The organism is Streptomyces sp. NPDC050423 (assembly GCF_040655445.1).
Lineage (GTDB): Bacteria > Actinomycetota > Actinomycetes > Streptomycetales > Streptomycetaceae > Streptomyces.
In genome coordinates this window covers 1-1,059 of sequence record NZ_JBFAJY010000104.1, presented here as the reverse complement: position 1 = coordinate 1,059, position 1,059 = coordinate 1, and the positions used below count along the sequence as shown (strand labels likewise).

General features: G+C 67.1%; 2 protein-coding genes. Both read right to left on the bottom strand.

Annotated features, from left to right (window positions below; all coding sequences use genetic code 11):
* Positions 1 to 82: 82 nt before the first annotated feature.
* A complete protein-coding gene (locus AB0I52_RS32855; protein WP_363078840.1) occupies positions 83 to 505 on the bottom strand; it encodes a hypothetical protein in 423 nt (140 codons plus the stop codon).
* A partial coding sequence (locus tag AB0I52_RS32850; protein ID WP_363078838.1) for a transposase occupies positions 502 to 1,059 on the bottom strand: 558 nt, incomplete at its 5' end. The genes AB0I52_RS32850 and AB0I52_RS32855, both read right to left, overlap by 4 nt.

Genomic DNA, 1,059 nt, shown 5'->3' with positions numbered 1-1,059 from the left:
CTGAGAGTGCGGTAAGCGAGGTAATGCCCTTTTCGGACTTGGAGTTGGGTGAGGTTCCCTGGTCGGCGGATCGGGTCGCTGGTCAGGCGCGGGGCTGAGTGAACAGGCCGGGTTCGGGTTCGGTGAGGATGCCTCGCGTGACCAGGCGTTTCAGCTTGGACCGGATGCCTTCGGTGTTCTTCGGGAGGATCGGCAGGTCGAGTGCCTCGCACAGGTCGCGGGCCCGCAGCGGACGGCCGGCGTCGGTAAGGGCGGCGAGGATCTGCTGGTAGGCCGGGTGGTCCGGCGCGTCGGGGCGGGGTGTTTCCTCGACGGGATCAGGTCGGGGGATGGCAAGGAGGGTCTTGCGGGTGATGCGCAGGTTCTCGCTCTCCGCGTCGAGTTCACCGAGGTGGGCAGTGAAATCCTCGATGCGGGAGCGGAGCTGTCCAGCCTGTTCGCTCAGTTCACGCTCGCGGGCCTCGACGTAGGCCAGGACGGCGCTGATCTGCGGGTTGTCGCTCACCGCGTCCTCCAGGCAGGGATGGTGGCGCCGGTGAGCCGGCGGGCCATGACGGAGGTCATCGCCCAGAAGACGCGTGAGCGGGAGGTGGCGGGCCTGTGCTCGTAGTCGCGGACCAGCCGCCGGTAGAACATCAGGATCCCGTTCGTCTGCTCCACCACCCACCGCTTGGCCTGCGGGACAAAGCCCTTGTCAGCGGGGTTGCGTTCGACGATCTCGACGTCGATGCCGTACTGCTTGCCGTGGTCGATGACGCTCTTCTTGAAGCCCTGGTCGACCAGGGCCTTGCTCACCGTGTCGGTCTGGGCGGCCACGCCGTCCAGCAGCTCGATACCGGCGGCATTGTCGTGTGCACTGGCCGGCAGGACGGCGACCGCGACGACGAGGCCCAATACGTCCACGGCCAGGCATCTCTTGCGCCCCGGCACCTTCTTCGCCGCGTCCTTGCCCGTCGTGGTGGCCGGGACGCCGACGGCGGCATGGATACTCTGCGTGTCCAGGATGACCAGGCTCGGGTCGGCTAATCGCCTTCTCTTTTCCCGCAGTTGCCACCGCAA